This window comes from Oceanimonas pelagia, assembly GCF_030849025.1.
In the GTDB taxonomy this organism is placed as follows: Bacteria; Pseudomonadota; Gammaproteobacteria; order Enterobacterales; family Aeromonadaceae; genus Oceanimonas; species Oceanimonas pelagia.
In genome coordinates this window covers 2,413,923-2,438,592 of the sequence record NZ_CP118224.1, presented here as the reverse complement: position 1 = coordinate 2,438,592, position 24,670 = coordinate 2,413,923, and the positions used below count along the sequence as shown (strand labels likewise).

The following is a 24,670-nucleotide window of genomic DNA, read 5'->3' as shown; positions in this document are numbered from 1 at the left end:
TGTTGCAATTGAAACAACAGGCAACCACAGCCAGAATGGAGCCATTTCATTCACGGAATAACATATGTCCACCTTTCTCTCCGGGTTTGCCTTAAGCTTTTCCCTTATTCTTGCCATTGGCTCGCAGAACGCCTTTGTGCTGAAGCAGGGCATCAAGCGCCACCATGTGTTTGTGGTGTGTGCGGTGTGTGCTCTGTCCGATGCGGTATTAATCTCCCTCGGGGTGGCAGGCTTTGGCGCCATCGTGCAGCAGTTTCCGGCCATTGAGACCGTTGCCCGTTACGGCGGGGCCACCTTTCTGGCGGTATATGCCTTTCTGAGTTTCAAGTCGGCCTTTGCCACCAGTCACGCCATGACGGCGGCGGGGGACACCCGGCAGTCGCTGCCGAAAACCGTGGCCATCTGCCTGGCGTTTACCTGGCTGAACCCTCATGTCTATCTGGATACGGTGGTGCTGCTGGGCTCCATTTCCACCCAATATCCGGCCCAGGGGCTGTTTGCTCTTGGGGCCATGTCGGCCTCGCTGGTGTTTTTCTTCAGCCTGGGTTACGGCGCCCGTATGCTGGCCCCGGTGTTTCAGCGACCGCAGGCCTGGAAGGTGCTGGAGTTTGTGGTGGGGGTGATGATGGCCACCATTGCCGCCACCCTGGTGATGGGGGCGTAAGGGGACGTCATTCCCACGAAGGTGGGAATCCAGAGCATGGAGCAGAATACTGATGACAAGGTAGCGTCTGCAGAGACAAACCAAAAAGCGAAGCCGGGTGGCTTCGCTTTTTTTATGTTGCCAGCTGAGCCGGAGCCGTTTGCTATGGACCCCCGCCTTCGCGGGGGTGACGTACTGTTAGAGCTATCGCCTTTTTCTCGTTCCCACGCTCAGCGTGGGAACGTATAGTGAGTCTGAAAGCCCGTGATATACATCCACACTGGAGCGAAGGATGGAGTGCCCCACTAAGGTGGGGCCGGTATCAGCGGGCCTGATAGTCCTGCACGGCTTTGGTAATGCCGTCGGCGTCCAGGCCCAGTTTGGCCAGGATCTGCTGCTGGCTGCCCTGCTCAATAAAGGTGTCGGGAAGCCCCAGGTTCAGCACCGGCACCGGTTTTTTATGGCGCATCAGGCACTCGTTCACCGCCGAGCCGGCGCCGCCCATGATGGCGTTTTCTTCCACCGTTACCAGCAACTCGTGCCCGGCGGCAAGCTCCAGCAGCAGGGCTTCGTCCAGGGGCTTGACGAAGCGCATGTCCACCAGGGTGGCATCAAGGGCGTCGGCGGCGGCTTCGGCGGCGGGCAGCAGGGTGCCGAAGTTCAGCAGCACCACCTTGCTGCCCTTGCGAATACGCCGGCCCTTGCCGATCTCCAGCGCGGTCATGGCATTGTCTATTTTCGCACCCCGGCCGCTGCCGCGGGGGTAGCGCACCGCCGCCGGGCCGGGGTGCATATAACCGGTGTAGAGCATTTGCCGGCATTCGTTTTCGTCCGCCGGAGTCATGATCACCATGTTGGGCACGGTGCGCATAAAGCTGAGGTCAAAGGCGCCCTGGTGGGTGGGACCGTCGGCGCCGACGATGCCGGCACGGTCGATGGCAAACAGCACGTCCAGGTTTTGCAGCGCCACGTCGTGGATCAGCTGATCGTAGGCGCGCTGCAAAAAGGTGGAGTAAATGGCCACCACCGGCTTTTTGCCTTCAATGGCCAGGCCCGCAGCCAGGGTGACGGCGTGCTGCTCGGCAATGGCCACGTCGAAGTAGCGTTTGGGATATTCCCGGGAAAAGCGCACCAGGCCCGAGCCTTCGCGCATGGCCGGGGTAATGGCCATCAGTCTGTTGCAGTCGCGGGCCATGTCGCACAGCCAGTCGCCGAAAATGGCGGAAAAACTGGGGCTGGCAGCGGCGCTTTTGGGCAGGGCGTTGTCCGCCGGGTTGAATTTGGGCACGCCGTGGTAGCCGATGGGATCCTGCTCGGCGGGCAGGTAGCCCTTGCCCTTGCGGGTCATCACATGCAGAAACTGCGGGCCCTTGAGCTTGCGCATATTGCGCAGGGTCTCCACCAGGGTATCGATGTCGTGACCGTCAATGGGGCCCACATAGTTAAAGCCGAATTCCTCGAACAGGGTGCCGGGCACCACCATGCCTTTCAGGTGCTCTTCGGTGCGCCGGGCCAGCTCCTTCAGCGGCGGCAGTATTTCCAGCGCCTTTTTGCCACCCTCGCGCAGGGTGCTGTAGAGGGAGCCGGACATGATTCTGGCCAGGTGGTTGTTGAGCGCGCCCACGTTTTCGGAGATGGACATTTCATTGTCGTTCAGCACCACCAGCATGTCTTTGTGCAGGTCACCGGCGTGGTTCAGGGCCTCAAAGGCCATGCCGGCGGTGAGGGCGCCGTCACCGATCACCGCCACCACCTTGCGGTTCTGTTTTTCCTCATCGGCGGCAATGGCCATGCCCAGCGCCGCGCCTATGCTGGTGCTGGAATGGCCCACCGACAGGGTGTCGTATTCGCTTTCTTCCCGCCAGGGAAAGGGGTGCAGGCCTTCATACTGGCGAATGCTGGCCATGCGCTCGCGCCGGCCGGTGAGGATCTTGTGAGGATAGGCCTGGTGGCCCACGTCCCACACCAGGCGGTCAAAGGGGGTCTTGTACACATAGTGCAGCGCTACGGTGAGCTCCACCACCCCCAGGCCCGAGGCCAGGTGGCCGCTGCTGCGGCTGACTGAATGCAGCAGGTAGGATCTCAGCTCGTCACACAGCGCCGGCAGGCGCTCCTGGGGCAGGCTGCGCAGCTCTTCCGGCAGGTTGGCCAGGGCCAGGGTGGGGTAATCGGCAATATTCAGACTCATAGGCTTGTCGTTATTGTTGTCGCTTCAGTACTCGCGCTGCACTATGTAGTGGGCGAAGGCTTCCAGAGTGTCGGTGTTGCAGGGCAGGCCGGCCAGAGCGGCGAGGGCGTCCCGGTGCAGTTGCCGGGCCAGCTCCCGGGCACCGTCCAGGCCCAGCAGCGCCGGATAGGTGCTTTTCTGCTGGATCTCGTCCTTCCCCTGAGTTTTGCCCAGGGTGGCGGTGCTGGCGGTAATGTCGAGAATGTCGTCCTGCACCTGAAACGCCAGGCCAATGGCCTCGGCGTAGCGGCTGAGGGCGGCCAGTTCGGCTTCCTGCATGGTGGGCGAGCACAGCGCCCCCAGGCGTACGGCGGCGCGGATCAGCGCCCCGGTCTTGTGACGGTGAATACGCTCCAGGGTGGCGCGCTCCACCGGCTTGCCCTCGTGGTAAATATCCAGCGCCTGGCCGCCGCACATGCCGCGGTAGCCGCTGGCGGTGGCCAGCTCCCGCACCAGCTGCAGTTTGCGCTCGGCGGGCAAGGCTCCGGCGGCATCGCTCAGCAGTTCAAAGGCCAGGGTCTGCAGGGCGTCGCCGGCGAGAATGGCGGTGGCCTCGTCAAAGGCCTTGTGCACCGTGGGCTTGCCCCGGCGCAGATCGTCGTTGTCCATGGCGGGCAGGTCGTCGTGGATCAGCGAATAGGCGTGAATGCATTCAATAGCGGCGGCGGCGGCGTCCTGAGCCTGTTCGTCGGCATCAGGAGTCAGCCCGGCGGTGGCATACACCAGCATGGGGCGCACCCGCTTGCCGCCCTGCAGCAGGCCATATTCCATGGCGTCGCGCAGGGTGGGGGCCAGGCTGTCGAGCCGGTCCAGCGCCTGGCGCAGGGCGGCGTCAATGCGCTCGCCGTATTGCTGTTGCCATTGGCCGATCACGCCTCGTCCTCCCCCGGGTTGAAGTCGGTCAGGGTGTCGTCCTTCAGCAGGATCTTGACCTGCTGCTCGGCCTGGCTCAGCCGCTGCTGGCCGGCACGCACCAGCTGCACCCCGCGCTCAAACGATTTCAGTGCCTGCTCCAGACTCAGCTCTCCCTGTTCCAGCTGACCCACCAGCCCTTCCAGCTCGGCGAGTGCGCTTTCAAAGTCCATGTTTTCCGGTTTTCTGGCAGCCACGGGCATCCCCTGTTCTATCGCTTGCAAAATTGGGCCAATAGTAACACCGCTGCCCGGAATTTGGCGAAGGATTAGCGACTTTCAGCCGCCGGCTTCGCGGACCGTTAAGCATTTTTGCCCGGTGCCGATAACAACACCGGCGACAACACTGGCCCCCAAGGGGTAAGATTGAGTCGTTTTTGCCCGCATTAACCTGAGAGGATTCCCGTTTTGGATCTGGCAACACTGTTCGGACTGATTGGCGGACTGGCGTTCGTCGCCATGGCGATGGTGCTGGGGGGCAGCATCACCATGTATGTGGATGTGCCCTCCATTTTCATTGTGTTTGTGGGCTCTCTGTTCGTGGTGATGATGAAGTTCAACCTGGGTCAGTTTCTGGGGGCGGCCAAGGTGGCCGGCAAGGCCTTCATGTTCAAGCTGGAAAAGCCCGAGGAGCTGATTGAGCGGGTGGTGCAGCTGGCCGATGCGGCGCGCAAGGGCGGCTTTCTGGCGCTGGAAGAAGCGGAAATCACCAATCCCTTTCTGCAAAAGGCGGTCAACATGCTGGTGGACGGCCACGATCAGGGCGTGGTGAAGGCGGCGCTGGAAAAGGACATCGACCTCAACGCCGAGCGCCAGGAGCAGGGCGCCAAAATCTTTCGCGCCCTGGGCGACGTGGCCCCGGCCATGGGCATGATCGGTACCCTTATCGGCCTGGTGGCCATGCTCGCCAACATGGACGACCCCAAGGCCATCGGCCCGGCCATGGCCATTGCCCTGCTCACCACCCTGTACGGTGCCATGCTGGCCAACATGATTGCCCTGCCCATTGCCGACAAGCTGGATCTGCGCTCGGAAGAGGAGCGGCTTAACCGCACCCTGATCATGGACGCTGTGCTCGGCATTCAGGACGGCCAGAACCCCCGTGTGCTGCAGGGGCTGCTGGAGAACTACCTGGCCGAGAACAAGCGCACCAAGGAGGACTAGTGGCCAAAAAGAACAAGCCGCAGCCGGCGGGCGCTCCCGCCTGGATGGCCACCTTTGCGGATCTGGCCACCATTCTGATGAGCTTTTTCGTGCTGTTGCTGGCCTTTGCCGAGATGGACGTGCTCAAGTTCAAGCAGATTGCCGGCAGCATGAAATATGCCTTTGGCGTGCAGAACCAGATCGAGGTCACCGAAATTCCCAAGGGCACCTCGGTGATCGCCCTGGAGTTTCGCCCCGGCCGGCCCGAGCCCACGCCCATCAACACCATCATGCAGCACACCACCGACTCCACCCTCACCGAGCTTGATTTTCAGCCCGGTGAGTCGGATCAGGCCTCGGGCCAGAGCCGGGAAGACGGCAACATGAGCGGCAGCCAGCAGCCCAACATGCCGCAAACCAGTGCCGAGGCCATCAGCCTGGCCCAGGCCATGGCCGAGCAGCTGAGCAGCGCCATTGAACAGGACGCGATAGAGATTGAAGCGCTGGGTCAGCAGGTGGTGATCCGCATCAAGGAGAACGCCTCCTTTCCGGCGGGCTCGGCATTTTTGCAGCCCCAGTTCTGGCCGGTCATTCGCCTGATCGGTCGTCTGGTCAAGGATGTGCCCGGCGAAATTCTGGTGTCGGGTCACTCCGACGACATTCAGAGCGGCTACGAGCTGTTCAGCTCCAACTGGGAGCTGTCTACCCAGCGGGCGCTGGCGGTGGCGGATCAGCTGCGGAGCACCGAGGGCTTTGACGATGGCCGCATGGTGGTGATGGGGCTGGCCGATACCAGGCCGCTGGTGGACAACGACACCCCCGAAAACCGCCGCCGCAACCGGCGGGTGGAGATCACCATTTCCCAGGGCAAGCCGGTGTATACCGAGCCGCTGGAAGCGGCGCCGCCCGCTTCCCCCTGAGCTGCTTTTCTTTTAACCGCAAGCCCGGCACGTGTATAATGCCGGGCTTTCTTTTTTATGTGTTGTTCGAGCGTACCGAATTATGAAATTTATCATCAAGCTTCACCCGGAAATGACCATCAAGAGCAAGTCGGTGCGCCAGCGCATGAGCAAGATCCTCTCCGGCAACATTCGCAACACCCTCAAGCCCCTGGATGAGACCATCAAGGTGCGGGTTGACTGGGACAAGCTGGTGGTGCGCAGCAACAATAACGATGCCGAACGTCGCCGGCAGCTGATTGACGCCCTAGCCTGCATTCCCGGCATTCAGTCGTTTCTGGAAGTGGTGGAATACAAGGTGTCCTCTCTCGATGACATTCTCGAGCACACTCAGGCCATGTTTGGCGACCAGCTCGCCGGCAAGACCTTTTGCGTGCGCGCCAAGCGCCGGGGCAGACAGGAATTCAGCTCCCTGGACGTGGAGCGCTACGTGGGCGGTGGCCTGAATCAGCGTTGCGCCACCGGCGGCGTCAAACTCAAGCAGCCCGATGTGCAGATCAACCTGGAGCTGGACGACGACAGGCTCTATCTGGTGAGCGAGCAGCACGCCGGCATGGGGGGGTATCCCATCGCCACCCAGGAAAGCGTGCTCAGCCTGATGTCGGGCGGTTATGACTCGGGCGTGTCGTCCTGGCAGTTCATCAAGCGTGGCAGCCGGGTGCATTACTGCTTCTTCAACCTGGGCGGGCGCGAGCATGAGGCCGGGGTGCGCGAGGTGGTGCATTTTCTGTGGAAGAAATACGGCGCCTCGCACCGGGTCAAGTTTATTTCCGTGCCCTTTGAGGGCGTGGTGACCGAGATCCTGGAGAAAATCGACAAGGGCCACATGGGCGTGGTGCTCAAGCGCATGATGATGCGCGCCGGTGCCGCCGTGGCCGAACGCCTGGGCGTGAATGCCCTGGTCACCGGCGAGTCCATGGGGCAGGTATCGAGCCAGACCGTGACCAACCTCAATGTCATCGACCGGGTCACCGACACCCTGATCCTGCGTCCGCTGATCGCCACCGACAAGCAGGACATCATCGATCAGGCCCGGGCCATCGGCACCGCACCCTTTGCGGAAAAAATGCCGGAATACTGCGGCGTGATCTCGCAAAAGCCCACCATCAAGGCGGTGCTGAGCAAGGTGGAGGAAGAGGAGGCCAAGTTCGACTTCGGTGTGCTCGACACCGCGGTGCAGGCCTCCTTTGTGGAAGACGTGCGCGATCTGGGCAAGGTATGGGAGGTGCCGGAAGTGGAATTCAGTGAACCGGCCAGTGAAGCCGAGGTGATCCTCGACATTCGTGCCCCCGAGGAAGAAGAGTTGTCGCCGCTGGAAGTGGAAGGTCACCAGGTGGTGCACTTGCCGTTCTTTCGTCTGGCCCATCAGTTTGGCGAGCTGGATCAGAACAAGACCTACCTGCTCTATTGCGCCCGGGGCGTGATGAGCCGGCTGCAGGCCATTCACCTGAAAGAGCAGGGTTTTGATAATGTGAAGGTGTACAAGCCCTGACTCCACGAGGGGGGGAGGGGGCAGGAGTGAGGCGATTCACTTCCTCCTCACCTCTCCCGTTTTATATCTTACGTTTCACGTCAGCCGTTTTGCGTCTTACGTTTTTCACCCGCCCTGTTTTTTCACCTCATGATACAACTGCCGGCACACCGGCACCGGCAAGTCACCCGCATGCTGGAGTACATAGCCGGTGATGTAATCGATCTCGGTGGGGCGGCCGTGGGCCAGATCCTGGTGCATGGAGGAATAGTTGGTGGCGGTAAGTTCAATCACGCTGTTGAGCCGGCGGCGAAACTGCGCCAGGGTGTCGGTTTCGCCCAGCCGGGTCATGACGCCGTGCACCTCCTCACTGAGCTGCGCCAGCACATCGGCAAAGCGGGGCTCATGCAACTGGCCGTTGCGAATGTCGTGGCAGGCGGTGAGCGGGTTGATCACGGCATTGATGGCCAGTTTACGGTGCTGCCGTGAAAGTATGTCCTCACTCCATTCGGCATGGCCCAGGGCCGTTGCCAGCAGGGGTTGCAGATGAGCAAAGTCTTTGCCGCGCTCATTCACCGGTCCCAGCCAGGTTTCGCCCTTGCCGGTGTGGCGCACCTGCCAGGGACCTTCCTTGAGCGCACCATGGCTGGTAACGCCCGCCAGCAGCGGGTTGTGGGGAAAGACGCGGGTCACCACCTCGGCCACACCCATGCCGTTGTGCAGCAGCAGGATGGGCGTGTCGGCGGGCAGGCCGCGCAGTCCGGTGAGGGCGGGCAGTACCTGATAGGCCTTGGTCATCACCAGCAGGCAGTCGATGCCGGCGGCCTGCTCGGCAAAGCGTGGGTGAGTGCTTACCAGCCGGCGGCGCTCGTTCAGGCCGATAAACTCAAAGGCCGGATGAAAATGCCCCCGGTGGCGTTCGCTCAGCAGCAGCGACACCGGTTGTTGCCGTGCCTTGAGCAGGGCGGCAAAGGTGCAGCCCAGGGCACCGGCCCCCAGTATGGTCCACTCACGCATCACTCTTCCCCTGAACTCTGATATTCTTCTGCCTTGTTAACCCCATACGTTAGCCGTGAACCCTTGCCGTTGCCAGCGGTTTCGGCGCTCAGCCCAGGAGCCACCATGCCCTCTTTTGATATTGTTTCCGAAGTGGAAATGAATGAAGTACGTAACGCCGTGGACAACGCCAACCGCGAGCTGACCACCCGCTTTGACTTTCGCGGTGTGGAAGCCAGCTTCGAGCTCAGCGACGGCAAGGTCAAGCTGGGCGCCGACGCCGAGTTCCAGTTGCAGCAGATGCTCGATATTCTGCGCGCCAAGCTGATCAAGCGCGACATCGACACCCGCGTGATGGACGAAGACAAGGTGGTGCACTCGGGCAAGCGTTATTATCAGGACGTGAACTTCAGGCAGGGTATCGACAGTCTGCTGGCCAAGAAGCTGGTGAAGAAGATCAAGGACAGCAAAATCAAGGTACAGACCGCCATTCAGGGCGACCAGCTGCGCGTGACCGGCAAGAAGCGGGACGATTTGCAGCAGGTGATCGCCCTGCTGCGCGCCGAGGAGCAGGAGCAGCCGCTGCAGTTCAATAACTTTAGGGACTAAAACCGTGAGGAGTGAGGTGTAAAGGGTGAGGAGAACATGGTTGCGCCGTCTCAAACGGCGCTAAAATACACGCCTCACGCCTCACGCCTCACGCCTCACGCCTCACGCCTCACGCCTCACGCCTCACGCCTCACGCCTCACGCCTCACGCCTCACGCCTCACGCCTCACGCCTCACAGGCACTCGCCGGGCCACCATCGCAATCAGCACCAGCACCGGCAGGCCGAGCAGGGCGGTGCCGGTAAAAAAGCCGGCATAGCCGATGGCGTCCACCGCCATGCCCGAAAAACCGGCCACAAACTTGGGCAGCAGCAGCATCACCGAGCTGAACAGGGCGTACTGGGTGGCGGAAAAGGCCACGTTGGTCAGGCTCGACAAATAGGTGACAAAGGCGGCGGTGGCAATGCCGGCGCTCAGGTTGTCGAGCGAGATGATCACCGTGAGCAGGCGCACGTCCGGCCCCAGCTGGCTCATCAGGGCAAACAGCAGGTTGGTGCCGGCGGTGAGCAGGGCGCCCAGCATCAGAATGCGCAGGGTGCCAAAGCGAACCACCAGAACGCCCCCCAGCGCCGCCCCGGCCAGGGTCATGATCACCCCGTACACCTTGGTCACGGTGGCGATCTCGGTCTTGGAAAAGCCCATGTCCACGTAAAAGGGATTGGCCATCACTCCCATCACCACATCGGCAATGCGGTAGCTGGCGATCAGTCCCAGGATCAGCAGGGCCTGCCAGCCGAAGCGCTGAAAAAAGTCGGCAAAGGGCGCCACTACGGCGCTTTTGCCAAAGGCGGCCAGTCCCGCCAGCCAGCCCGGCCAGCCCCGGGACACCAGATGCTCCCGGTGTTCACGTTGTGAACGTTGTTGCTTGCCCAGATCCACTTGTGGCTCGTGCAGCAGCAAACAGGTGATCACCCCCACCAGCATGCAGCCGGCCATGGCCAGATAGGCGGTTTGCCAGCCCGTCATGTTATAGCCGGTGTCGGAGCCGGCCCAGGCGGCAATGGCCAGCGCCCCGGCGCCGGCCAGGATCATGGCAAGCCGGTAGCCGGTCATGTAGGCGGCGGCCAGCGCCCCCTGCAGCCGCTCCGGGGCCGACTCAATGCGGTAGGCGTCGATAACGATATCCTGGGTGGCGGAGGCAAAGGCCACCGCCAGGGCAAACAGTGCCAGCCGGCTGAGGTCCGTGACGGGATCGGAGAAGGCCATGCCCGCCAGCGCCGCCATGATGATGCCCTGAGAGAGCAGCATCCAGCTGCGCCGCCGGCCCAGCCAGCGGGACAGCAGTGGCAGCGGCAGCCGGTCCACCAGCGGTGACCACAGCCATTTCACACCGTAGGCCAGCGCCACCCAGCTGAAAAAGCCGATGCTGGTGCGGCTGACGCCGGCTTCCCGCAGCCAGAACGACAGGGTGCCGAACACCAGCAGCAGCGGCAGGCCGGAAGAAAACCCCAGCGCCAGCATGACAAGCACCCGTCGCTCGGTGTAGAGCGCCAGGCTTTGCTGCCACTTCATGACACGGGCGAGAATGGGTTACTCCTCGGGCAGGCGGTGCACCTGCTCAAGCACGATGGGCTCTTCCGGTACATCCCGGGCGCGCAGTTGCAGGCTCATGCCGGTGGGCACGGCGGCCATGCGCGCCAGCACCTCTTCCCCCTTGACCACGCGGCCAAACACGGTGTAACCGGCGCGGCGGCCACCGTCCAGCGAGGTGTTGTCCGACAGGTTGATGTAGAACTGGCGGGTGGCACTGTGGGGATCCTGGGTGCGGGCCATGGCGATGGTGCCGGTGGTATTCGACAGGCCGTTGCCTGACTCGTTCTGCACCGGATCATAGGTGGGCAGGGGTTCATAATCGGCATTGTAGCCGCCGCCCTGCACCACAAAGCCCGGGATCAGCCGGTGAAACAGGGTGCCGGCATAACTGCCGTCATCCACGTAGCGTAAAAAGTTGGCCACGGTGGCGGGTGCGGCCTGCTCGTTCAGCTCCACTTCCAGGGTGCCCAGGCTGGTGACCAGCTCGACCCGGGGGCCGGCGAGGGCGGTGGCGGACCACAGGCCTGCCAGCAGGATTAACATTTTTTTCATTAATTATCGTCCGTGTTAAAGGTGAAACTGTGTCATGAAATCAATGACTTGATCCCGCCCCCTTGTAGCTGCCGCTTTAGCTGGCAGAGCCTGTGTAACAGGCTTTAAGCGCAGGTTTGTCTGCGAGTTTGCGCCGGCTAAAGCGGCGCCTACAGCGCAAGTACATGCTGACCTTAGTTACCGTTGATAAAGCTCTGTACGTCACGATCGGACAGAATGTCCTGCACCATCAGGCCGAGTTGCTTGTTGAGGGCCTCGGTCACCGGGGCCAGCTCCGGGTGCAGGCGACCGGGGAATTCCTGCTGGGCGCTGCGGCGATACTGCTTGGTGATGCGGCGGCCATCCCGCTCCAGCACCAGTTGTACCCGTACCCTTTGCACCACGTCGTAGCTGATGTGGCCGCGGATCACCCGGGACAGCACCTCCTGCAGCTCCAGGGTGGCACGGGTGTTGGCACCCTGCTCGATAAAGGCGCCCTGAGTGCTGAATCCCTGCGCCAGCGCCTGTTCCAGCTGCAGCCGCAGGTTGTTGGCGGCACCCACCACCACCGGGGACTTGTCTTTCTGCTCAATCTGAATAATGAAGTCACTGGCCCGGTTGTCGGTGCTCGACAGCGCCAGACTCTGGCCCCGGTATACGCCGCCACCCACCTCGGCCGGCGCCGGCTTGACGTCCACGGCAATGGGGTAGTAGCTGGCGCAGGCACTCAGCCCCAGAGCCAGCAGGGGAGCGGTCAACCATTTGATGCAGTTCATGAATAATTCCTTCAGGCGGTTTGAATGGCTCTCAGAATAACGAATTTGCGGTTGGATGCCACTACCCGCTGATTGCCAAACAGCCGTTTGAGCTTTTGGTGGTAGTCGAGGTGGCGGTTGCCCACCAGCAGCAGCTCGCCGCCCCGGCGCAGCACCCGGCGGGCGTCGGTCATCATTTGCCAGGCAATGTGATCGGTAATGGCCTGCTGCTGGTGAAAGGGCGGGTTGCACAGCACCGAATCGGCGCTGTCGGGGCCCATGCCGTCGAGACAGTTGTTGACCATAAAGCGGGCCCGAGCCAGGGCCTCGGGCAGGTTTTTCTCCACGTTCAGCCTGGCACTGGCCACCGCCATATGGGATTCGTCCACAAAGGTGACGGTGGCTTCGGGATTGCGCGCCAGGGTCATCAGCCCCAGCACGCCATTACCACAGCCCAGATCGACAACCCGGCCCGGGCGATTGGCGGGCAGGTGCTCCAGCATAAAGCGGGCGCCGATGTCGAGGCTGGCCCGGGAGAACACACTGGCGTGGTTGTAAAGGGTGAAGGGGCTGTTTTCCAGCGGCCAGCTCAGGGGCGCCGGCGAGGCAGCGGGGGCGATATTCATGTCCCGCTTTGCAAAGATCAGCCGGGCTTTTTTCCAGGCCAGGCTGGTGCGGGTGGGGCCAAGCATCTGCTCAAACAGCTTGAGGGTGGAGCTGTGCACGTCCCGGGCCTTGGCGCCGGCGATGATCTGCGTTTGCGGTCCCGTCACCCGGCTGATGGCGGCGAGCTGGTGCTCGAGCATGGCGTTGGTCTTGGGCAGTTTCATCAGCACCAGCCCGGGGGCCTCGGGCAGTTCGTCCAGGCTGGTGAGCGGGTGCCAAGTTGGCGCAAGGTCATTGGCGGCGGCATTGTCAGCCAGGGCCAGCTCGGCCACCCGGGAGTCGGTAACTGTAAAAGGCCGGTACTGATGCAGCGCCAGCGTCAGGGCGCCAAAGGCGTCGTTGAAAATCACCAGGGGCGCACGCCGGTCCCAGTCCAGAGTGGCCAGCTCGTTCATGATATATTCGTCGGCCGCCTCCCAGGCCTGCAGGCCGTGGCGGGCCTGGCGCGGGTAGCGGTGCAGCTCGAGCTCGCCGCCCTCGGGCAGGGGAAAGTGATGATTCATGGGATTTACGCCTGATGATTGCAAAGGGCGGCATTTTAGCAGTTTGGAGGGGAAAATCAGCATGCGGCTGTGGTCGGAGCCCGAGTGGCTCACCCTAAACGACGGGCGGTTGTTGTGGTGGCCCGGTGCCTTTGCCGCCGAGGCGGACGCCTGGCAGGCCGAGCTGCGCCGGGACATTCCCTGGCAGCAGCACCGGCTGACCATGTTTGGCCGGGAAGTGAATGAGCCCCGCCTGTCCTGCTGGATGGGCGACTGGGCTTATCGGTATTCCGGCCGGGAACGCCGGCCCGTGCCCTGGCATCCGCGGGTGAAAGAAATGGCCGAAAGGCTTGAGACCATCTGCGGTCAGCCCTTTGACGGTGTGTTGCTCAACCTTTACCGCAATGGCCAGGACAGCATGGGCTGGCATGCCGACGACGAACCGGAGCTGGGCCCCAACCCCATGGTCGCCTCGATCAGCCTGGGCGAACGCCGGCGGTTTTTGCTGCGTCACACCGGCGGCGAGCGGCGCGAGCTGTGGCTGGAGCACGGCAGCCTGCTGGTGATGGCGGGAGAAATGCAGCATCATTGGCGCCACGCCTTGCCCAGAATGGCCCGGGCCACAGGGGCACGCATCAATCTGACCTTCCGCCGCCGGCATTCCGCGTGAAATGAGTCGGGAAGCGCGCCTGTCATCTGTCCTGTTAACCGCGAGGAACTACCATGTCGATGCAAAACACCATAGAGCACAAGGTCCGGGAGGCGCTGTCTCCCGAACATCTGGAAGTGATTAACGAAAGCTACATGCACAGAGTCGAGCCGGGCTCGGAAACCCACTTCAAGCTGGTGGTGGTGAGTGCCGCCTTTGAAGGCCAGCGTCTGCTGGCCCGCCACCGCACCCTGAACACCCTGCTGGCCGACGAGCTGGCCGGTGGCGTGCACGCGCTGGCGCTGCACACTCTGACCCCGGCCGAGTGGCGGGAGCGGGGAGCGGTGCCCGCCAGCCCCAACTGCATGGGCAAGGGCGGCGTGTCGGCCTGAGCCGACTGTTATTTGTGGTTAGCGAAATTGTTATCAGCCCGGTGAGCATGGAAACCGCTTCCATTCCGGAGCCGCTTGCGACCAAAGCATGATTCTGCCTTGAAAATCATGGCCTTATTTTTGCTTGGTGAATTAACGAGCAAGCCGATTTTGCTGACCATAACGGTAATTTTTAGCAATTGCCATGGCAGCCGTTGTCGTAAAAGTGCTAGAATTACGCGCCTTTTAAATCGGGCTGGATGTTACCGGAGTGTAGTCGTGCTGTTGTCAGGGCGATGCGAACATGCCGGTAGCGACTCATCAGCATGTTGTCATGTTCTGCATGGCAAGTACCTGTCTTCCCCTAACAAGTAGTGCAAGTGAGTATGATTACAATTAAAAAAGGACTGGACCTCCCAATTGCCGGGGCACCAGAGCAAGTAATCTACGATGGTCCCTCCATCAAGCGCGTTGCTACGCTGGGCGAGGAGTATGTGGGTATGCGCCCTACCATGCACGTCAAGGTAGAGGATCGCGTCAAGAAAGGTCAGGTTATCTTCGAAGACAAGAAGAACCCTGGCGTCAAGTTCACAGCTCCCGCCGCCGGTACAGTGGTTGAAATCAACCGTGGCGCCAAACGTGTACTGCAATCCGTTGTTATTGCCGTTGATGACAGCGAAGAGCAGATTACTTTCAAAAGCTACAGCTCTGCCGAACTGGCCAAACTGGAACGTGAAACCGTGCAGGAACAGCTGGTTGAATCCGGCCAGTGGACTGCGCTGCGCACCCGCCCCTACAGCAAGGTGCCTGCCGTGGGCTCGGCCCCGCGCTCCATTTTCGTTACCGCCATGGACTCCAACCCGCTCAGTGCCAATGCCGAGCTGGTGATCAAGGAAAACGCTCAGGCGTTTACCGATGGTCTGCAGGTGCTGAGCCGCCTGACCGATGGCCAGGTGCATGTGTGCAAGGGCGAAGGCAGCCTGCCTCAGGCCACTGCCGGCAACGTCAAGGAACATGTGTTCGGCGGCGTGCACCCGGCCGGTCTGCCCGGTACCCACATTCACTTCATCGATCCCATCGTGCCCGGCAAGGTGGTGTGGTACATCAACTATCAGGACGTGATCGCCTTCGGCAAGCTGTTCACCACCGGTGAAATCTGCACCGATCGCGTGGTGGCCCTGGGGGGCCCCGTGGTCAACAAGCCCCGTCTGCTGCGCACCCGGCTCGGCGCCTCCCTCGACGAGCTGACCGCCGGTGAATTGCAGGACGGTGAAAATCGCGTCATCTCCGGCTCCGTGCTGTCCGGCAACACCGCCAATGGTCCTCACGCCTACCTGGGTCGCTACCATCTGCAGGTCTCCGTGCTGAAGGAAGGCCGCGAGAAGGAATTCATGGGCTGGCTGGCCCCGGGCTCCAGCAAGTTCTCGGTCACCCGCGCCTACCTGGGCCACCTGGCCAAGGGCAAGCTGTTTGACCTGACCACCACCACCAACGGCTCCTCCCGTGCAATGGTGCCAATTGGCAACTACGAGCGTGTGATGCCGCTGGACATTCTGCCTACCCTGCTGCTGCGTGATCTGCTGTCCGGCGACACCGACAGCGCCCAGAACCTGGGCTGCCTGGAGCTGGATGAAGAAGATCTGGCGCTGTGCACCTATGTGTGCCCGGGCAAGTACGATTACGGCCAGGTGCTGCGTCAGTGTCTGACCAAGATTGAGCTAGAGGGCTAAGAGAAATGAGTTTGAAGCACACTCTGGAAAAAATGGAACACCATTTCGAACCGGGTGGTAAATACGAAAAGTTTTACGCCCTGTACGAAGCGGTGGCGACCGTGCTCTATACCCCGGGCATGGTAACCCGCAACGCCTCCCATGTGCGCGACAGCATCGACCTGAAGCGCATCATGATCATGGTGTGGCTGGCGACCTTCCCCGCCATGTTCTTCGGCATGTACAACGCCGGTGGCCAGGCCATTGCAGCCCTCACCAGCATGTACAGCCCGGCCGACCTGGCCGGCGTGATCGACGGCAACTGGCGCTATGGCCTGGCCGAGAGCCTGGGGGCAACCCTGGGTGAAGGGGCCGGCTGGGGCAGCAAGCTGCTGCTGGGGGCCACCTACTTCCTGCCCATCTACCTGACCGTATTCGTGGTCGGTGGCTTCTGGGAAGTGCTGTTCGCCACCGTACGCAAGCATGAAGTGAACGAAGGCTTCTTCGTGACCTCGGTGCTGTTCGCCCTGATCGTGCCCGCCACCCTGCCGCTGTGGCAGGCAGCCCTGGGCATCACCTTTGGTGTGGTCATGGCCAAGGAAATCTTTGGCGGCACCGGCAAGAACTTCCTCAACCCGGCACTGGCGGGTCGTGCCTTCCTGTTCTTCGCCTACCCGGCCGAGATCTCCGGCGACACCGTATGGACCGCCGTTGACGGCTTCTCCGGCGCCACCGCTCTGGGCCAGTGGGCCGCCGGCGGTCAGGCCGCGCTGATGGACGCCAACACCGGCGCCGCCATCAGCTGGATGGATGCCTTTATCGGCAACATTCAGGGCTCCATCGGTGAAGTCTCCACCCTGGCCATTCTGATCGGTGGTCTGTTCATCATCTACCTGGGCATCGCCTCCTGGCGTATCGTGGGCGGTGTGATGATCGGCATGGTGGCCACTGCGACCCTGTTCAACCTGATCGGTTCCGACACCAACGCCATGTTCTCCATGCCCTGGTACTGGCACCTGGTGCTGGGCGGTTTCGCCTTCGGCATGATGTTTATGGCCACCGACCCGGTCTCCGCGTCCTTTACCAACAAGGGCAAGTGGTGGTACGGCGCCCTGATCGGCGTCATGGTGGTGCTGATCCGTGTGGTCAACCCGGCCTTCCCCGAAGGCATGATGCTGGCCATTCTGTTCGCCAACCTGTTCGCTCCCCTGTTCGATCACTTCGTGGTTCAGGCAAACATCAAACGGAGGCTGGCCCGTGGCTAAGAAAGAAACTATCGGCAGAACCTTTGCCGTTGTCGGCGGTCTCTGCCTGGTCTGCTCCATCATCGTATCCGGCGCCGCCGTGATGCTGAAGCCGACCCAACAGCGCAACCAGGCGCTGGACGTTCAGACCAACATCGTCAGCGTGGCCGGTCTGGGCCGGGACAATGTGGCGGAAAACTACGAGCGTTTCATCGACGCCCGCCTGCTTGACCTGACCACAGGTGAACTGACCGACCAGTCCGCCGCCGGTTACAACCAGCGTGCCGCCGCCAAGGATCCGGCCACCAGCATCAGGCTGAGCGCCGACGAAGATCCGGCCGGTATTCGCCGTCGCGCCAACCTGGCCCCGGTTTACCTGGCCAAGGACGAAAACGGCGAGCTGGACAGCATCATTCTGCCGGTGCACGGCCAGGGCCTGTGGTCCACCATGTACGCCTTTGTGGCGGTCGCCCCCGATGGCAACACCATCAAGGGCATCACCTATTACGAGCAGGGTGAAACTCCCGGACTCGGCGGTGAGGTGGAAAACCCCAACTGGCGTGCCCAGTTCGTCGGCAAGAAACTGTACGACGATAACGGCAAGCCGGCGCTGAAGGTGGTCAAGGGCGGTGCCCCCGCCGGTGCCCCCTCCAGCGTGGACGGTCTGTCCGGTGCAACCCTGACCTCCGACGGTGTGCAAAAAACCTTTGAATTCTGGCTGGGTGAGAAAGGCTTTGGTCCTTTCCTGGCCAAGGTTCGTGAAGGAGAACTGAACAATGGCTGATAAAGCTGAAATGAAAAAGGTTCTGTTCGGTCCCATCATCGGCAACAACCCCATCGCCCTTCAGGTGCTGGGTATCTGTTCTGCCCTGGCGGTGACCTCGCAGATGCAGACGGCATTCGTAATGTCGCTGGCGGTAATTGCGGTAACGGCGTTCTCCAACCTGTTTATCTCGCTGATCCGCAACCAGATCCCCAACTCGGTACGGATTATTGCCCAGATGGCGATCATCGCCTCTCTGGTCATCGTGGTGGACCAGATCCTCAAGGCCTACGCCTACGACATCTCCAAGCAGCTGTCGGTGTTTGTGGGTCTGATCATCACCAACTGTATCGTAATGGGTCGTGCCGAGGCCTACGCCATGAAGAGCCCGCCCATGATGTCGTTCCTGGACGGTATCGGTAACGGTCTGGGCTACGGCCTGATCCTGCTGGTGGTGGCCACCGTGCGTGAACTGTTCGGTTCCGGCACCTGGTTTGGCATTGAAATCCTGCCGCTGATCAAAAACGGTGGCTGGTATCAGGCCAACGGTCTGCTGCTGCTGCCGCCAAGCGCCTTCTTTATCATCGGTGGCTTTATCTGGGTACTGCGTACCTTCCGCCCTGAACAGGTGGAGGCCAAGGAGTAAAAGATGGAACATTATCTGAGTCTGTTTGTTCGTGCCGTGTTCATCGAGAACCTGGCGCTGGCCTTCTTCCTGGGTATGTGTACCTTCCTGGCGGTGTCCAAGAAGGTAAAAACCTCTTTTGGTCTGGGTGTGGCGGTGACCGTGGTACTGACCATTTCGGTCCCGGTGAACAACCTTATCTACAACTTCATCCTGAAGGACGGCGCCCTGGTCGAAGGCGTGGATCTGAGCTTCCTGAACTTCATTACCTTTATCGGGGTAATTGCGGCGCTGGTGCAGATCCTGGAAATGACCCTGGACAAGTTCTTCCCGGCGCTTTACAACGCCCTGGGCATCTTCCTGCCGCTGATCACCGTGAACTGCGCCATCTTTGGTGGTGTGTCCTTCATGGTGCAGCGGGACTACAACTTCGGCGAGTCTATCGTCTACGGTTTCGGTTCCGGTATCGGCTGGATGCTGGCCATCGTGCTGCTGGCCGGTTTGCGTGAGAAGATGAAGTATGCGGATGTGCCCGATGGTCTGCGCGGCCTGGGTATCACCTTTATTTCCGCCGGCCTGATGGCCCTCGGCTTCATGTCTTTCTCTGGCATTTCTCTGTAAACCCAGTGACGGAAAAGGAATAAACGATGGAAATCATTCTAGGCGTGGTCATGTTCACCGTGATCGTGCTGGCCCTGGTAAGCATTATCCTGTTTGCCAAGTCCAAGCTCGTCGCGGAAGGGGATGTGACTATCAGCATCAATGACGATCCCGAAAAGGCGATCACCTCCGGTGCCGGCGTCAAGCTGCTGGGCGCCCTGGCCGCCAACGGTATCTTCGTGTCTTCTGCCTGTGGTGGCGGTGGCTCCTGTGGCCAGTGCCGCGTGCGCGTGCTCGAGGGTGGCGGTGAAATTCTGCCCACCGAGCTGGATCACATCTCCAAGCGCGAAGCCCGCGAAGGCGAGCGCCTGTCCTGTCAGGTGAACGTCAAGCAGGACATGAAGATCGAACTGCCGGAAGAAGTGTTCGGCATCAAGAAGTGGGAATGTGAAGTTATCTCCAACGATAACAAGGCCACCTTCATCAAGGAACTCAAGCTGAAGATCCCCAACGGCGAAAGCGTGCCTTTCCGTGCCGGTGGTTACATTCAGATCGAGGCGCCGCCCCACCATGTGAAGTACAAGGACTTCGATGTACCGGAGAAATTCCGCGAAGACTGGGACAAGTTCAAGATCTTCGATCTGGAGTCCAAGGTAGACGAGGAAGTGATCCGCGCCTACTCCATGGCCAACTACCCGGAAGAAGAGGGCATCATCATGCTGAACGTGCGGATCGCAACTCCGCCGCCCAGCAACTGGTCTGCTCCTCCCGGCAAGATGTCTTCCTACATCTGGTCGCTGAAGCCGGGTGACAAGGCTACCATCTCCGGTCCCTTCGGTGAGTTCTTCGCCAAGGACACCGACGCCGAAATGGTGTTTATCGGTGGTGGTGCCGGCATGGCGCCGATGCGTTCGCACATTTTTGACCAGCTCAAGCGCCTGAACTCCAAGCGCAAGATCAGCTTCTGGTACGGTGCCCGCTCCAAGCGCGAAATGTTCTACGTGGAAGACTTTGACGGTCTGCAGGAGCAGTTCGACAACTTCCAGTGGCATGTCGCCCTGTCTGATCCTCAGCCCGATGACAACTGGGACGGTTACACCGGCTTCATTCACAACGTGCTGTACGAAAACTACCTGCGTGACCACGAAGCGCCGGAAGACTGTGAGTACTACATGTGTGGACCGCCCGTGATGAATGCCGCCGTGATCAACATGCTCAAGAACCTGGGCGTGGAAGACGAGAACATCCTGCTGGATGACTTCGGCGGTTAATTACTGATGATCACTCGCGTAATTAAATGGCTGGCCCCATGGGGGCTGGCCTTTTTATTGGCGGCCTGCCAGCCGGCCGACGACGCCACCCCGCAGCTGCACCTCACCGGCAACACCATGGGCACCTACTATTCCATCAAGATAGTGGGCGCCGATGACAGCCGGGCGAGTGCACTGCAGGCGGAGATCGACCGCCGGCTGGAGCAGGTCAATGATCAGATGTCCACCTACCGTGAAGACTCGGAGCTCAGCCGCTTTAACCGGCATAAAGCCGACACCCCCTTTGCGGTGTCGGAGAATACCGCCCGGGTGGTGACCGCCGCGCTGCAGCTGGGCCGGCTGACCGGCGGTGCCCTGGATGTGACCGTGGGCCCGCTGGTGAACCTGTGGGGCTTTGGCCCCGACGCCAGGCCCACGCACATTCCCGGTGATGAACAGCTGGCTGCCGTCAAAGCGCAGACTGGCCTCAAACATCTGAGCGTGCTCACCGCTGCCGACGGCGATTACCTGCAAAAATCCCTGCCCGGGCTGTATGTGGATCTGTCGTCCATCGCCAAGGGCTTTGGTGTGGATGTGGTATCGGAATACCTCTCCGAGCAGGGGTTCACCCACCACCTGGTGGAAATCGGCGGTGAGGTGCGCACCCGCGGCCTGAACGCCCACGGCCAGGACTGGCGCATTGCGGTGGAAAAACCCGGCCCGGGCACCGGCATGGTGCAGCAGGTGGTGGCCCTGGCCAACACCAGCGTGGCCACCTCGGGGGATTACCGCAATTACTATGAGCTGGACGGCCAGCGGCTGTCCCACACCATGGATCCGGCCACCGGCAAGCCGATTACCCACCGGCTGGCATCGGTGACAGTGATCCATCCGTCCTGTATGATGGCGGACGGCCTGGCCACGGCGCTGACGGTGATGGGCACCGACAGGGCGCTCGCCTTTGCCGAGCGGCACGGGCTGGCGGTCTATCTGCTCACCAAAACGGATGACGGCTTCAGGGTGGATATGTCCAGTGCCTTCAAGAAGTACCTAAGAGGTTGATATGCTGTATTTTCTGATTACCTTCGGGGTCTTTGCCCTGGTGATTGCCGCCATGGCCATTGGCTACATCATTCAGCGCAAGACCATCTCCGGCTCCTGTGGTGGCCTGGGCAGCATTGGCGTGGAAAAGGCCTGCGACTGCCCGGATCCGTGCGAAAGCCGCAAGAAGAAAATGGCCAAGGAAGAAGCCCGCCGCAAAATGCTGGAAGAAAACCGCATTATCTGACCGCCGGAGGTGAGGGGTGAGGAGTAAGGTGTGAAGAGATCGTCCTCACGTCTCACCCCTCACCCCTCACGTTTTGATGCGTAAAATCATTCATGTGGACATGGACTGCTTCTTTGCCGCGGTGGAGATGCGGGCCCATCCCGAATGGCGGGACATTCCCCTGGCCATTGGCGGCAGTGCCAGCCGGCGCGGGGTGATTGCCACCTGCAACTACCCGGCCCGCAGGTTTGGTGTGCGCTCGGCCATGCCCAGCCATCAGGCGCTGCGGTTGTGCCCCGATCTGCTGTTGATTTCCGGCAATATGGCGGAATACAAGCGGGTTTCGCAGCAAATCCGCGCCATCTTTCAGCGCTACACCGAACTGGTGGAGCCCCTTTCCCTCGATGAAGCCTACCTGGACGTGACCGGCAGCCCGCTGTTTGGCGGCAGTGCGACCCTGATTGCCGAGGATATTCGCCGGGCCATTCGCGATGAGCTGCAGCTCACCGCCTCGGCGGGAGTGGCGCCCAACAAGTTTCTGGCCAAGATCGCCTCGGAAGAAAACAAGCCCGACGGCCTGTTTGTGCTGCCGCCGGCGGCGGTGGCGGACTATGTCAGCAAACTGCCTCTGAGCAAGATTCCCGGTGTGGGCCGGAAAACGGCGGAAAAACTGGCGGCCATGGGGCTGGAGACCTGCGCCCAGGCGGTGGCCGCGGGTGAAAGCACACTGGTGCGCCGTTTTGGCAAGTTCGGCCGGCTGCTGTGGCAGCGGGCCCAGGGCATCGACGAGCGGCCGGTGCAAACCGAGCGGGTGCGCAAGTCGGTGGGCGTGGAGACCACCCTGGCTGCCGACATTTATGCCGCCAGCGAAGGCCGGGCAGTTCTGGCCCGGCTCTGGCCCGAGCTGCGGCGCCGGCTGGGTGAGCGGGCCATTAGCGGCCTGTGCATCAAGCTCAAGTTCGCCGATTTCGAGCAGACCACCCTGTCCCGGCGAACCACAGCGCCGGAGCTGGACTCGGCGCTGAAGCTGTGTGATCAGGCCTGGAACCGGGCCGAGGGGCGCGGCGTGCGGCTGGTGGGGGTGAGCGTGGAGCTGGCCGGAGAAGACAGCGGCGTCCAGCTCGGGTTTGACTGGGATTAAGAGCCGGGAATGGGGATTAGGGACTTGGGATTAGTCGAGTAGACTGGAATGAGCGAAGCGAAATTCAACATTCCGCAAGCGTCTGTATTTGTTGCGATTCACTTCGTTCATCACAACCTACGCCCGTATTCTGTCCCCAGTCCCCAGTCCCCAGTCCCCAGTCCCCAGTCCCCAGTCCCCAGTCCCCAGTCCCCAGTCCCCAGTCCCCAGTCCCCAGTCCCCAGTCCCCAGTCCCCAGTCATTTAAGATGATCCTCTTCCACAAACCAGCCCTGATTGTTCCGGGGCGTGGTGGCTGCGGGCGGAGACGGTGGCGCTACCACGGCGGCCGGGCCGGTGGTGGCCGAGCCGTAGCCCGGCTCCAGCGCCGGCGCATCACGGCCGTCGTCCGGGTGGGCGCTGGCCTGGCGGGGCGGCGGTGTACTGTGATCGTTCTGGATTCCGGGAGCCAGCTTGCGGGTTTCGTCAAGCAGCTCGCGACCGAAGTCGACCGCCCGGCTGAGAATATTGTCGGCCAGGGCCGGGGGGGTGACCAGCGCCAGCATCAGTAACAGGGACCTGGATTTCATGACGCCTCCAAAAGCAATGAATCGTGTTCAATAATACGCCAAAACCGGGACCGTGAACACGGCCCCGAAGTCCGGCCTGTCGTCAGTTGTCGCGGGCAGGTATTTGTTCCAGCACCCGTATCAGCAGCTGCCAGAAGCGGGCCACGGCTTCAATATTCACCCGTTCATCGGGAGAGTGCGCCCCCTGAATGGTGGGGCCGAACGATATCATGTCCCAGTGCGGGTAGGCGCGCTTGAACAGGCCGCATTCCAGCCCGGCATGGATCACCCTGACCGCCGGCAGGGTGCCGAACACGTCTTTGTGGGTGTCGAGCACCAGTTTCATGATGGGTGAGTCCGGATCGGGCTGCCAGCCCGGATAGGCGCCGTCAAACGACACCGAGGCCCCGGCCAGTTCAAAGGCCGACGCCGTCATCGCCGCCACTCTGTTCCGGCCGGTATCGTCGAGGGAGCGGATCAGGCACTGCACATGCACATGATCGTCACGGGTTTCAATGACGCCCAGGTTGGTGGAGGTCTGCACCACGCCGGCCATGGCACGGCTCATGGCCATCACCCCGTGGGGGCAGGCCAGCAGGGCGCGCACCAGCCGTTGCTGCATGGCCTCGCTCATCACTCTGGCGGGGGGCTCGGCGTTACTCAGCTTAAGACGAATAAAGTCATCCACACCAGCAAACTCGGTGGCGTATTGCTGCTGGTAGTGGGCCAGCAGGGCCTGCAGCGATGCCAGCTCGGCCTCGGGCACCAGCAGCAGGGCCGAAGCTTCCCGGGCGATGGCGTTGCGCAGGGTACCTCCCTCCAGGCTGGCCAGCCGGACCTTGTCGAGCTTGCTGAAGGCATGCAGCAGCTCGGCCAGCAGCCTGGTGGCGCTGGCCCGGCCTTCATGAATATTGATACCGGAGTGACCGCCACGCAGGCCGGTAATGCTAAGCTGAAAGGCTTGATAGCCGGCAGGTACCGTTTCGGCTTCATAGGGCAGGGTGATATTGGCGTCCACGCCGCCGGCGCAGCCCATGTATACATCGCCGTCCTGCTCGGAATCGGTGTTGAGCAGGATATCGCCCTCAAGCCAGCCGGGCTGCAGGCCAAAGGCGCCGGTCATGCCGCTTTCCTCGTCGACCGTCAGCAGCACCTCCAGCGGGCCGTGGGTGAGTCTGCTGTCGGCCAGCACTGCCAGGCAGGCGGCCATGCCAATGCCGTTATCAGCCCCCAGGGTGGTGCCGGTGGCATATACCCAGTCGCCGTCGATGCGCGGGCGAATGGGATCCCGGGTGAAGTCATGTCTGGTGTCGGCATTGGCCTGGGGCACCATGTCGAGATGGGCCTGCAGCACCACGCCCCGGCGGTTTTCCATGCCGGGGCTGGCGGGCTTTTTGATGATCAGGTTGCCGGTGTCGTCCTGGCGCACGGCAAGCCCCTGTTCTTCGGCCCAGCCGGTGATCCAGCGGCGCAGGGCGGCCTCGTGGCCCGACGGGTGGGGAATGCTGCAGATGGTGTCGAAAAAGCCCCACAGGCTAGCGGGGGCCAGAGTGCGAATGGAAGTCATCAGGTTCACCGG

26 protein-coding genes are annotated in these 24,670 nt (G+C 61.7%); 16 read left to right on the top strand and 10 right to left on the bottom strand.

Annotation, left to right across the window (positions count from 1 at the left end; translation table 11 throughout):
• The first annotated feature begins 64 nt into the window (after positions 1-64).
• The gene (locus PU634_RS11670; protein ID WP_306760990.1) at positions 65-664 is read left to right on the top strand and encodes a LysE/ArgO family amino acid transporter; all 600 of its coding nucleotides are present in this window, start codon (positions 65-67) and stop codon (positions 662-664) included.
• A gap of 301 nt (positions 665-965) precedes the next feature.
• On the opposite strand, the gene dxs is transcribed toward PU634_RS11670, so the two are convergent.
• From dxs to xseB, 3 genes are read right to left on the bottom strand one after another with little or no spacing between them, the layout of a single operon-like run.
• A complete protein-coding gene (gene dxs / locus PU634_RS11665; RefSeq protein WP_306760989.1) occupies positions 966-2,831 on the bottom strand; it encodes a 1-deoxy-D-xylulose-5-phosphate synthase in 1,866 nt (621 codons plus the stop codon).
• A gap of 24 nt (positions 2,832-2,855) precedes the next feature.
• Positions 2,856-3,743, bottom strand: coding sequence for a (2E,6E)-farnesyl diphosphate synthase (gene ispA / locus PU634_RS11660; RefSeq protein ID WP_306760988.1), 888 nt, complete (start codon positions 3,741-3,743; stop codon positions 2,856-2,858).
• Entirely contained in the window at positions 3,740-3,979 is a 240-nt protein-coding gene (xseB, locus tag PU634_RS11655) for an exodeoxyribonuclease VII small subunit (protein WP_306760987.1), read from the bottom strand. Before xseB ends, ispA begins: the two co-directional genes overlap by 4 nt.
• Before the next feature lie 210 nt (positions 3,980-4,189).
• On the opposite strand from xseB, the gene pomA reads away from it, so the two are divergent.
• The 3 genes from pomA (at position 4,190) to thiI (ending at position 7,375) form a co-directional block, all read left to right on the top strand.
• Entirely contained in the window at positions 4,190-4,945 is a 756-nt protein-coding gene (pomA, locus tag PU634_RS11650; RefSeq protein WP_306760986.1) for a flagellar motor protein PomA, read from the top strand.
• Between the two features lie 44 nt (positions 4,946-4,989).
• Positions 4,990-5,844 (top strand): flagellar motor protein MotB, encoded by an 855-nt coding sequence (locus PU634_RS11645; RefSeq protein ID WP_371319643.1) that lies wholly within the window; start codon positions 4,990-4,992, stop codon positions 5,842-5,844.
• Between the two features lie 82 nt (positions 5,845-5,926).
• Entirely contained in the window at positions 5,927-7,375 is a 1,449-nt protein-coding gene (thiI, locus tag PU634_RS11640) for a tRNA uracil 4-sulfurtransferase ThiI (protein ID WP_306760984.1), read from the top strand.
• A gap of 105 nt (positions 7,376-7,480) precedes the next feature.
• Here the strand turns inward: thiI and PU634_RS11635 are convergent, their stop codons facing one another.
• Positions 7,481-8,371, bottom strand: coding sequence for a ketopantoate reductase family protein (locus PU634_RS11635; protein ID WP_306760983.1), 891 nt, complete (start codon positions 8,369-8,371; stop codon positions 7,481-7,483).
• A 105-nt stretch (positions 8,372-8,476) separates the two neighbouring features.
• On the opposite strand from PU634_RS11635, the gene PU634_RS11630 reads away from it, so the two are divergent.
• Positions 8,477-8,959, top strand: coding sequence for a YajQ family cyclic di-GMP-binding protein (locus PU634_RS11630; RefSeq protein WP_306760982.1), 483 nt, complete (start codon positions 8,477-8,479; stop codon positions 8,957-8,959).
• Between the two features lie 158 nt (positions 8,960-9,117).
• On the opposite strand, the gene PU634_RS11625 is transcribed toward PU634_RS11630, so the two are convergent.
• The 4 genes from PU634_RS11625 to PU634_RS11610 form a co-directional block, all read right to left on the bottom strand.
• Entirely contained in the window at positions 9,118-10,470 is a 1,353-nt protein-coding gene (locus PU634_RS11625; RefSeq protein ID WP_306760981.1) for an AmpG family muropeptide MFS transporter, read from the bottom strand.
• A gap of 18 nt (positions 10,471-10,488) precedes the next feature.
• Complete coding sequence (locus PU634_RS11620) at positions 10,489-11,043, bottom strand: peptidylprolyl isomerase (RefSeq protein WP_306760980.1); 555 nt, start codon at positions 11,041-11,043, stop codon at positions 10,489-10,491.
• A 173-nt stretch (positions 11,044-11,216) separates the two neighbouring features.
• Complete coding sequence (locus PU634_RS11615) at positions 11,217-11,798, bottom strand: YajG family lipoprotein (protein ID WP_306760979.1); 582 nt, start codon at positions 11,796-11,798, stop codon at positions 11,217-11,219.
• 11 nt (positions 11,799-11,809) lie between these two features.
• Positions 11,810-12,946 carry a methyltransferase gene (locus PU634_RS11610; protein WP_306760978.1) on the bottom strand — a complete coding sequence of 379 codons (1,137 nt, stop codon included), beginning with the start codon at positions 12,944-12,946 and terminating at the stop codon, positions 11,810-11,812.
• Between the two features lie 61 nt (positions 12,947-13,007).
• Here PU634_RS11610 and PU634_RS11605 point away from each other — a divergent pair, with 61 nt between their 5' ends.
• From PU634_RS11605 to dinB, 11 genes are all read left to right on the top strand, one after another.
• Positions 13,008-13,595, top strand: a complete 588-nt coding sequence (locus tag PU634_RS11605) for an alpha-ketoglutarate-dependent dioxygenase AlkB family protein (RefSeq protein ID WP_306760977.1) — start codon at positions 13,008-13,010, stop codon at positions 13,593-13,595.
• Between the two features lie 53 nt (positions 13,596-13,648).
• Positions 13,649-13,966 (top strand): BolA family protein, encoded by a 318-nt coding sequence (locus PU634_RS11600; RefSeq protein ID WP_306760976.1) that lies wholly within the window; start codon positions 13,649-13,651, stop codon positions 13,964-13,966.
• A gap of 365 nt (positions 13,967-14,331) precedes the next feature.
• Entirely contained in the window at positions 14,332-15,675 is a 1,344-nt protein-coding gene (locus tag PU634_RS11595) for a Na(+)-translocating NADH-quinone reductase subunit A (protein WP_306760975.1), read from the top strand.
• Positions 15,676-15,680: 5 nt separating this feature from the next.
• Entirely contained in the window at positions 15,681-16,919 is a 1,239-nt protein-coding gene (locus PU634_RS11590; RefSeq protein ID WP_306760974.1) for an NADH:ubiquinone reductase (Na(+)-transporting) subunit B, read from the top strand.
• Complete coding sequence (locus PU634_RS11585; protein WP_306760973.1) at positions 16,912-17,682, top strand: Na(+)-translocating NADH-quinone reductase subunit C; 771 nt, start codon at positions 16,912-16,914, stop codon at positions 17,680-17,682. The genes PU634_RS11590 and PU634_RS11585 overlap by 8 nt, the downstream gene beginning before the upstream one ends.
• Positions 17,675-18,307 carry an NADH:ubiquinone reductase (Na(+)-transporting) subunit D gene (locus PU634_RS11580; protein ID WP_094276794.1) on the top strand — a complete coding sequence of 211 codons (633 nt, stop codon included), beginning with the start codon at positions 17,675-17,677 and terminating at the stop codon, positions 18,305-18,307. Before PU634_RS11585 ends, PU634_RS11580 begins: the two co-directional genes overlap by 8 nt.
• A gap of 3 nt (positions 18,308-18,310) precedes the next feature.
• Complete coding sequence (nqrE, locus tag PU634_RS11575; RefSeq protein WP_306760972.1) at positions 18,311-18,907, top strand: NADH:ubiquinone reductase (Na(+)-transporting) subunit E; 597 nt, start codon at positions 18,311-18,313, stop codon at positions 18,905-18,907.
• A 26-nt stretch (positions 18,908-18,933) separates the two neighbouring features.
• Entirely contained in the window at positions 18,934-20,157 is a 1,224-nt protein-coding gene (nqrF, locus tag PU634_RS11570; protein WP_306760971.1) for an NADH:ubiquinone reductase (Na(+)-transporting) subunit F, read from the top strand.
• Positions 20,158-20,163: 6 nt separating this feature from the next.
• A complete protein-coding gene (locus PU634_RS11565) occupies positions 20,164-21,198 on the top strand; it encodes an FAD:protein FMN transferase (protein WP_306760970.1) in 1,035 nt (344 codons plus the stop codon).
• 1 nt (position 21,199) lies between these two features.
• Entirely contained in the window at positions 21,200-21,424 is a 225-nt protein-coding gene (gene nqrM / locus PU634_RS11560; protein ID WP_306760969.1) for a (Na+)-NQR maturation NqrM, read from the top strand.
• Positions 21,425-21,500: 76 nt separating this feature from the next.
• Positions 21,501-22,544, top strand: coding sequence for a DNA polymerase IV (gene dinB / locus PU634_RS11555; RefSeq protein ID WP_306760968.1), 1,044 nt, complete (start codon positions 21,501-21,503; stop codon positions 22,542-22,544).
• A gap of 238 nt (positions 22,545-22,782) precedes the next feature.
• Here the strand turns inward: dinB and PU634_RS11550 are convergent, their stop codons facing one another.
• Both PU634_RS11550 and PU634_RS11545 read right to left on the bottom strand, forming a co-directional pair.
• On the bottom strand, positions 22,783-23,112 hold the full coding sequence (locus PU634_RS11550) for a hypothetical protein (RefSeq protein WP_306760967.1): 330 nt from the start codon (positions 23,110-23,112) through the stop codon (positions 22,783-22,785).
• A gap of 82 nt (positions 23,113-23,194) precedes the next feature.
• Positions 23,195-24,658, bottom strand: a complete 1,464-nt coding sequence (locus PU634_RS11545) for an aminoacyl-histidine dipeptidase (RefSeq protein WP_306760966.1) — start codon at positions 24,656-24,658, stop codon at positions 23,195-23,197.
• Positions 24,659-24,670: the final 12 nt, after the last annotated feature.

What these genes read in the sequence shown, in the direction of transcription:
- PU634_RS11670 (WP_306760990.1), top strand. Translation starts at nt 65, where the DNA reads ATGTCCACCTTTCTCTCCGGGTTTGCCTTAAGCTTTTCCCTTATTCTT.
- dxs (WP_306760989.1), bottom strand. Translation starts at nt 2,831, where the DNA reads ATGAGTCTGAATATTGCCGATTACCCCACCCTGGCCCTGGCCAACCTG.
- PU634_RS11645 (WP_371319643.1), top strand. Translation starts at nt 4,990, where the DNA reads ATGGCCACCTTTGCGGATCTGGCCACCATTCTGATGAGCTTTTTCGTG.
- thiI (WP_306760984.1), top strand. Translation starts at nt 5,927, where the DNA reads ATGAAATTTATCATCAAGCTTCACCCGGAAATGACCATCAAGAGCAAG.
- PU634_RS11635 (WP_306760983.1), bottom strand. Translation starts at nt 8,371, where the DNA reads ATGCGTGAGTGGACCATACTGGGGGCCGGTGCCCTGGGCTGCACCTTT.
- PU634_RS11630 (WP_306760982.1), top strand. Translation starts at nt 8,477, where the DNA reads ATGCCCTCTTTTGATATTGTTTCCGAAGTGGAAATGAATGAAGTACGT.
- PU634_RS11625 (WP_306760981.1), bottom strand. Translation starts at nt 10,470, where the DNA reads ATGAAGTGGCAGCAAAGCCTGGCGCTCTACACCGAGCGACGGGTGCTT.
- PU634_RS11620 (WP_306760980.1), bottom strand. Translation starts at nt 11,043, where the DNA reads ATGAAAAAAATGTTAATCCTGCTGGCAGGCCTGTGGTCCGCCACCGCC.
- PU634_RS11615 (WP_306760979.1), bottom strand. Translation starts at nt 11,798, where the DNA reads ATGAACTGCATCAAATGGTTGACCGCTCCCCTGCTGGCTCTGGGGCTG.
- PU634_RS11610 (WP_306760978.1), bottom strand. Translation starts at nt 12,946, where the DNA reads ATGAATCATCACTTTCCCCTGCCCGAGGGCGGCGAGCTCGAGCTGCAC.
- PU634_RS11605 (WP_306760977.1), top strand. Translation starts at nt 13,008, where the DNA reads ATGCGGCTGTGGTCGGAGCCCGAGTGGCTCACCCTAAACGACGGGCGG.
- PU634_RS11600 (WP_306760976.1), top strand. Translation starts at nt 13,649, where the DNA reads ATGTCGATGCAAAACACCATAGAGCACAAGGTCCGGGAGGCGCTGTCT.
- PU634_RS11595 (WP_306760975.1), top strand. Translation starts at nt 14,332, where the DNA reads ATGATTACAATTAAAAAAGGACTGGACCTCCCAATTGCCGGGGCACCA.
- PU634_RS11590 (WP_306760974.1), top strand. Translation starts at nt 15,681, where the DNA reads ATGAGTTTGAAGCACACTCTGGAAAAAATGGAACACCATTTCGAACCG.
- PU634_RS11580 (WP_094276794.1), top strand. Translation starts at nt 17,675, where the DNA reads ATGGCTGATAAAGCTGAAATGAAAAAGGTTCTGTTCGGTCCCATCATC.
- nqrE (WP_306760972.1), top strand. Translation starts at nt 18,311, where the DNA reads ATGGAACATTATCTGAGTCTGTTTGTTCGTGCCGTGTTCATCGAGAAC.
- nqrF (WP_306760971.1), top strand. Translation starts at nt 18,934, where the DNA reads ATGGAAATCATTCTAGGCGTGGTCATGTTCACCGTGATCGTGCTGGCC.
- PU634_RS11565 (WP_306760970.1), top strand. Translation starts at nt 20,164, where the DNA reads ATGATCACTCGCGTAATTAAATGGCTGGCCCCATGGGGGCTGGCCTTT.
- nqrM (WP_306760969.1), top strand. Translation starts at nt 21,200, where the DNA reads ATGCTGTATTTTCTGATTACCTTCGGGGTCTTTGCCCTGGTGATTGCC.
- dinB (WP_306760968.1), top strand. Translation starts at nt 21,501, where the DNA reads ATGCGTAAAATCATTCATGTGGACATGGACTGCTTCTTTGCCGCGGTG.
- PU634_RS11550 (WP_306760967.1), bottom strand. Translation starts at nt 23,112, where the DNA reads ATGAAATCCAGGTCCCTGTTACTGATGCTGGCGCTGGTCACCCCCCCG.
- PU634_RS11545 (WP_306760966.1), bottom strand. Translation starts at nt 24,658, where the DNA reads ATGACTTCCATTCGCACTCTGGCCCCCGCTAGCCTGTGGGGCTTTTTC.